This window comes from Burkholderia sp. Se-20378, from assembly GCF_017104665.1.
GTDB classification, from domain to species: domain Bacteria; phylum Pseudomonadota; class Gammaproteobacteria; order Burkholderiales; family Burkholderiaceae; genus Burkholderia; species Burkholderia lata.
On record NZ_JAAGPG010000461.1, the window covers coordinates 1 to 6,350 of the forward strand.

The following is a 6,350-nucleotide window of genomic DNA, read 5'->3' on the forward strand; positions in this document are numbered from 1 at the left end:
TCCAACCTCGTCAACTCGCTGACCCCGCTCGGCGCCAGCCTCACCGGCACGGTCACGACGCCGGCGGGCGGCGGCTCCGTGGTGGGTGGCCTGACCGGCAGCTCGAACGGCGGAGCCGCGGGCGGCGCCGGCAACCTGCTGTCGCCGGTGACGAACCTCCTGGGCGGTCTGCTGGGCGGCGGCAACAAGAAGTAACGCTTTACCTGTCAGAACCAAAGGCCAATGGCCGGGCGCGCATCCATACAAAGCCCGGCCGACGGCCGGCGTCACCCGCCAAGCGGGGGCGCCGGCCCTCATCCGTACGAGGATCCGATCATGAATTCCACGCTTGACGGCATCGCCGCGGTCCAGGACCGCCCACCCCGTTCCGCCACGCCCCTCCGCGCCGGCCTGCTCGGCATCGCCGCCGGACTCTTCGCGCTGTGGATCACGCGCGACCAGCCGACCCTCGATGCAGCCACGCGCGCGGTCATCGCCAGCCTCGCGATCATCGGCACGATCGCGCTGCACGAAATCTTCATCTCGCGCGTCTACCTGCGCCCGAGCGCAGGCCTGTCGCGGCAGGCGGTCCGGCCGCTCGGCATCGCGCGCGTCGCGACGCGGCTCGGTGCGCTGACGTCGATCTATGCGGGCATCGGCGTGATCTACTGGCTACTGCCCGAATACCACGGCGCGTTCTACCTGCCGTTCTGGTCGCTGCTGCGCTCGCTCGCGCCGTACGTGATCGTCGCCGCGCCGTTCTACTTCGCGTGGATGGACCGCCACCAGCGCGAGACCGACGACGCGTACCTGCTGTGGGGGCGCTTCCTGTTCCGCCGCGAGCAGCCCGCGAGCTGGAAGCCGGTGCGCGAGATGCTGGCCGGCTGGGGCGTGAAGGCGTTCTTCCTGCCGCTGATGACCGTCTACCTGTCGAAGGACGCCGACCACCTGACCGCGTCGCTCACGAACGCGATGCACGCGCCGATGACGATCGCGGCCTTCGTGTTCATGTACGACCTGTCGTTCACGATGGACCTGATGTTCGGCACCGTCGGCTACCTGTGCACGTTCCGCATCCTCGACAGCCACGTGCGCACCGTCGAGCCGACGACGCTCGGCTGGGTGGCCGCGCTGATGTGCTACCAGCCGTTCTGGTCGCTGTTCTCGAACAACTACATCCGCTACGAAGGCTCGATGTTCTGGGACAACTGGCTGATGTCCGCGCCGACGCTGCGCGTGATCTGGGGCGCCGTGATCATCCTGCTGCTGCTGACCTACGCGCTGTGCACGATCTCGTTCGGGCTGCGCTTCTCGAACCTCACCAACCGCGGGATCATCACGTCGGGCCCGTACCGCTTCACGAAGCATCCGGCGTACATCACGAAGAACCTGTCGTACTGGATGGTGTCGGTGCCGTTCGTCGAGCCGCTCGGCTGGCAGCTCGGGCTGATGCACTGCGCGGGGCTCGTCGCGGTCAACCTGATCTACTACACGCGGGCGAAGACGGAAGAGCGTCACCTGATGCGCGATCCCGACTATCGCGCGTATGCCGAATGGATCGCGCAACACGGGCTGTTCGCGCGGATCAAGCAGGCGTTCGGGCAGCGCGCACCGGCCTGACGCGGTGGCCAAAGGCGGGGCTTGCTGCCCCGCCACTTCACGGAAACGCTGCGCGGCCCGAAACCGCCGTGCGGCGCCGCGCGCGCTCAGTCGAACGAGACGCCGCGGGCGCTTCCGTCACGCTCGCGACCGATCGCACGCGTCAACGCCTTGATCGCGACGAAGCTCGCGAGGCCCATGCCGAAGCAGCAGGCTGCCAGCGGCCACGCGGTAGCGCCGTCGAAGACCAACGTCGCGAACGTGCCCACGCCGGTGACGATCACGCCCTGCACCGCGTAGTAGAGCGCAACCGCCTTGCCGGCGGCATCGCCGAAATCGCGCAGCGCACCGTTCGCTGACACCGACGACATCAGCACGATACCGACCGCAACCAGCCACATCGGCATCACGAACGTCGCGAACGACGGCTTCGCCAGGACCGTGCAGACGGCCAGCACGATCGCACCCGTCATCATCGCGAGCGCCCCTCGCGCAACGCAGCCCGCTTCGCCCCACCTCGATACGAACGTCCCTGCGAAACGAGACACGACGACCATCACGATCGCGACGGTCGCAAAGGCCACGCTGAATGCCTCGCGGGAATAGCCGGCACCGCCGACCAGCACGCGCGGCGCGGTGGAGAAGAACACGAAGAACGCCCCCATCGCGGCGGCAAACGCGAGCGTATGAACCTGAAAAGGCAGGCTGCCGAGAATCGATGCGACGGACGGCCCCCGCCGATTCGCCACCCGCGGCCGCGTTTCGTGCCAGCGTGGCCACGCGCGGCCGCACGCGAGCAGACCCAGCAGGCCGAGCGTCGCGAAGATCGCGCGCCATCCGCAGGCCGTCGCGATGGCCGCGCCCAGCAGCGGACCCAACGCGGGCACGAACGCCAGCATCGCGCCGAACTGGCTGTAGATCATGCGGCCTTCGGGGCGATCGGCGTAGACATCGCGAACGGTCGCGAACGTGGCAACGAGGGCGGCCGACGCGCCCAGCGCCTGCAACACGCGCAGCGTGACGAACAAGCCACCGCCGGCGGCGATCGCAAGCGCCAGGGAAGCCGCCGCAAAACACAGTGCGCCGCCCAGCACCACCGGCCGTCTGCCGACACGGTCCGACAACGGGCCGAAGATCATCTGGCCCAGGCCGAGGACGACCATGTAGACGCTCAGCGTCAACTGGACGATGGCCGGCGACGTACCCAGCGCGGACGGCATCTCCGGGATCACCGGCAGGTACACATCCATCGCCAGCGAAGCGAGGAGATCGAAAGGCGCCATCAGCAGCAGCACCGACGGCAACGAATAAGCCCAGACGGGCGTGGATTGTTCAGGCATGACAAGGCATCCGCTCAGAAAAGGGAATCTGGCGGCGATCTGCCTGGTCAGCGAGGGACAACGGGAGATCGCCGCAACGACCGGTTGACGAAGGTCGTTGCGGCTTAGCGATCCGTGGACGGGCCGGCTCCCATGGAGAAATCCTTGCGGTGTGCGTTGACTGCGCAGTGTAGTCGGTTCGACTGGGCGGCACCAGCCGCGTGCGCACTGCCCGGCGGCGGCTACCGGGCCTCCCCCGCCTCATCTGCCGCTCAGTCGACGGCACGCCCTCATGCGGCCAATTGTCGCGAAACGACGCGATTCTTCGCCTTTCGTCGCTTTTCATCTCCTGTCCGATTGCCCACCGGTATCGCGTCGCGTATGGTGCTGGCCGTCCGCGTGCGATACGGCGCCCGACCCCCGAGCTGTCGCCCGGACCTTCGACCGTCGTCCCGCACGACGGCCGCGCGGGCCGTGCCCGCCGCTCACCGTCTCCGCGATGCCGCCCGTCGGCGCCGCGCATTCATGAGGAGAGAGACGTGATCCACAAAGTCCTGATCCTGTTCGCACTCTGCATCGCGGGCCTCGCCGCGATCGCCGCCGGTTTCCAGCACATCCCCAGCTGATTCGCGGCCCCGGCTCGCTTCGCCGAGCCTGGGGGCCGCAGCCATTCCTCTCCCCTTTTGCGATGAACCACTTTCCCGGACCGCCCGGGACGGGCGCCCTTTGCCATGCGCATCGACGTACAGCATTCCCAGCACGACATCGACGATGAACTCGACACGCTTTACGCGCGCCTGCACCAGCCAGGCCATCGCCTGTACGGCCTGCCGGCCGTCGCGCTCGGCCGCTCCGGCCTGATCGTCCGCCACCGCGAGGCGGACGGCGAATACTTCCTGTATGTCGAAGATCCGGCCTCGCGCCAGCTCGCCGGCTATACGGTGTTCAACCGCCTGCCCGAAATCCCGCGTCGCGCCGACCGCTACCTGCGCGCGCCGCATACGCGGCTGCGCGGGTCCGCGCAACGCAAGGGCCTCGCGACGACGCTGTATCGCTGGGGGCTCGACGCGGGCCTGTGCCTGATCAGCGGCGCGCGCCAGTCGGTCGGCGCCGCGCAGTTGTGGACGGCGCTCGCGCAGGACTACCGGCACGGCTTCGTCGATATCGACGGGCGGGCGCTGCGTTATCTCGGCGAAACCGTCGCCGACGACGTGCACGGTGCGCTGCATACGCGGCGGCTGATGCTCGGTCATGGATGGGAAATCGGGGAATTCGCGCGCGTGGCCGGGATGGCCGGTGCCGCCCGAACACCGGTGCGATAATCCGTGCGACCCGGGCGACGCTCGCCGCTACGCCACACGCCAACCGACACGCACCTCGATGACCACCGATCCCCGACCCGACGCCAGCCGCCACCTCGACATCGTCGCGCTGTGCGGCAGCCTCCGCGCGCAGTCGTACAATGCCGCACTGCTCGATGCGGCCGCGCTCGTCGCGCCGCACGGCATGCGCATCGTGCGCTTCGATCGTCTCGGCGAATTCCCGCTGTTCAATCCCGATGTCGAATTTCCGTCGCCCGCTGCGGTGCGCGACCTGATCGACCGCGTGAATGCCGCCGACGGCCTGCTGATCGCGAGCCCGGAATACGCGCACGGCGTAACGGGCGTGATGAAGAACGCGCTGGACTGGATCGTGGGATGCGAAGCCGTCGTGTACAAGCCGGTCGCGGTGCTGAATGCGTCGCCACGCGCAACGCATGCGGACGCGGCGCTGCGGGAAACGCTGTCGGTGATGTCGGCGAACATCGTCGAGCGCGCGTCGATCACGCTGCCGATCCTCGGGAGTCAACTCGACGCGGCCGGCATCGCCGCGCATCCGCCGTTCGCGTCGGCGCTGATCGAAGCATTGCACGCGCTGCGTGCCGCAATTTCGGAAGGCGAGCCGCCACGTTGACGTTACGTGTCCCAACACATATCGCAGTCCGGAAGAATCGGACATGACGCCAGTCTGAAGGCATCATGTCCGGCCCGGCTCATCGCCCACGATAGATCGGCAGTTCACGGGCAATCGAGCCCGATTCGCTCGTGGCCGTCGACATCGTCCCGTATCCACTCGTATCGGCCGTCGAAGGCCCGGTCGAACCGATCTTCACCAGGGCTTCCGAAAGACGCGCCGGATAGTACGGATCTTCGCCGGTCTGACGGTAGCCGGCCGCGCGCACGGCAGCCAGTTCGGCCTTGACTTCCGCGCGCGTCACGGTGGACGCCTGCGCGGCCCATGCGGAAACGGAAGCGGTCGCGGCAACCGTCGCGAGAACATACAGGGCAAGCTTGTTCATCTGATCTCTCCTGAGCGTCGACGACGTTGTCGACGGAGAGTGAGTCGAGCCGCGAACGCAAAGATGACAGGCGCCAGCGGAAAATTGTCGACATCGTGTCGCCGTGCGGCAATCGGGCGTCCTGCCCGACGTATACGGCATGCGCAAATGAATACCGACCGGGTGTCAGATTTTGCCGGCCCGTGCGACTACAGGGTGGTGGCCTTGCACCACCCTCTGTACTCGCTCATGGGGTCCGATATGAAAACCAGAATCTGGATACTGATCGCGTCGCACGTCGCGACGGGGATCGTTGCATTCGCCGCCGGCATCTATGTCCTTCCGATCCTGACGGCATCGGAAGGTGCGAGAGCCGTCGAACTGCAGGTGGCCGCCGACAACGCACGTCATACCGGCCGCTTCGAACGCGGCCTGCCGGGCAGCGACCCGCTGCACTGGGCCGACGGCAAGCTGACCATCACCGATTCGTCGATCGCCTTCGAAGGCAACATCGCGCCGGGGCCCGATTACAAGATCTATCTCGTGCCGGAATTCGTCGATACCCGGGCGTCGTTCCTCGCGATCAAGGCGCGTGCCGCGCGCGTGGGCGACCTGAAGACATTCGGCAATTTCGTCGTGCCGCTTCCCGCCGACGTCAACCCGGCGCAGTACACGTCGGTCGTGATCTGGTGCGAGCGTTTTTCGAAATTCATCAGCGCAGCCCGGTATCGGAACGCGACGGCGTCAGGCCAGGTGTCGATGTAACGGGCTCCGATCGCCGCCGCATGCGGTCGCACGTTAGCGGCTCTTGCTACGCGTGCCTTTCTTCACCGCCTTCGCGCGCGGCGCTTCCTTCTCGGGCTGCGCGCCGCCGCCGGCGAGATCCTCGAGCCACGCGAGCGCGTCGACATACGACATGAACTGCTGCAGATAAGCCGGCGACAACTCGCGCATCGTCGCGAGCGACCGGTGCACGAGACTGTTCGAATTGAGCGGCCCCGCGTTGCGCGGCACCTGGTCGAGCGACTGACGGTACTGCTGCTCCGTGCGGACCTTCGACCACATCGTGCGGAAGTAGTCGACCAGCTCGGGATCGAGCCCGCGCCGGTCGGCCTGCGCATCGCGCGCGAGCCGCT

The 6,350-nt window shown here is 67.4% G+C and carries 7 protein-coding genes and 1 pseudogene; 5 read left to right on the plus strand and 3 right to left on the minus strand.

Annotated features, from left to right (window positions below):
• Together G3N93_RS31240 and G3N93_RS31245 are read left to right on the plus strand one after the other, a co-directional pair.
• Positions 1–195: pseudogene (locus G3N93_RS31240) on the plus strand (hypothetical protein); the annotation flags it as partial.
• 120 nt (positions 196–315) lie between these two features.
• Positions 316–1,599 carry an isoprenylcysteine carboxylmethyltransferase family protein gene (locus tag G3N93_RS31245; protein WP_174938499.1) on the plus strand — a complete coding sequence of 428 codons (1,284 nt, stop codon included), beginning with the start codon at positions 316–318 and terminating at the stop codon, positions 1,597–1,599.
• 86 nt (positions 1,600–1,685) lie between these two features.
• Here the strand turns inward: G3N93_RS31245 and cml are convergent, their stop codons facing one another.
• Positions 1,686–2,918, minus strand: coding sequence for a CmlA/FloR family chloramphenicol efflux MFS transporter (gene cml / locus G3N93_RS31250; protein WP_206134684.1), 1,233 nt, complete (start codon positions 2,916–2,918; stop codon positions 1,686–1,688).
• 710 nt (positions 2,919–3,628) lie between these two features.
• Here cml and G3N93_RS31255 point away from each other — a divergent pair.
• Positions 3,629–4,219: a histone acetyltransferase gene (locus G3N93_RS31255; protein WP_206124071.1), complete on the plus strand. Its 591-nt coding sequence runs from the start codon at positions 3,629–3,631 to the stop codon at positions 4,217–4,219.
• 58 nt (positions 4,220–4,277) lie between these two features.
• On the plus strand, positions 4,278–4,850 hold the full coding sequence (locus tag G3N93_RS31260) for an NADPH-dependent FMN reductase (RefSeq protein WP_206134685.1): 573 nt from the start codon (positions 4,278–4,280) through the stop codon (positions 4,848–4,850).
• 79 nt (positions 4,851–4,929) lie between these two features.
• On the opposite strand, the gene G3N93_RS31265 is transcribed toward G3N93_RS31260, so the two are convergent.
• Complete coding sequence (locus G3N93_RS31265; RefSeq protein WP_206134686.1) at positions 4,930–5,235, minus strand: DUF4148 domain-containing protein; 306 nt, start codon at positions 5,233–5,235, stop codon at positions 4,930–4,932.
• A 240-nt stretch (positions 5,236–5,475) separates the two neighbouring features.
• Here G3N93_RS31265 and G3N93_RS31270 point away from each other — a divergent pair, with 240 nt between their 5' ends.
• Complete coding sequence (locus G3N93_RS31270; RefSeq protein ID WP_206134687.1) at positions 5,476–5,979, plus strand: DM13 domain-containing protein; 504 nt, start codon at positions 5,476–5,478, stop codon at positions 5,977–5,979.
• Positions 5,980–6,012: 33 nt separating this feature from the next.
• Here the strand turns inward: G3N93_RS31270 and G3N93_RS31275 are convergent.
• A partial coding sequence (locus tag G3N93_RS31275; protein WP_206134688.1) for a DUF2894 domain-containing protein occupies positions 6,013–6,350 on the minus strand: 338 nt, incomplete at its 5' end.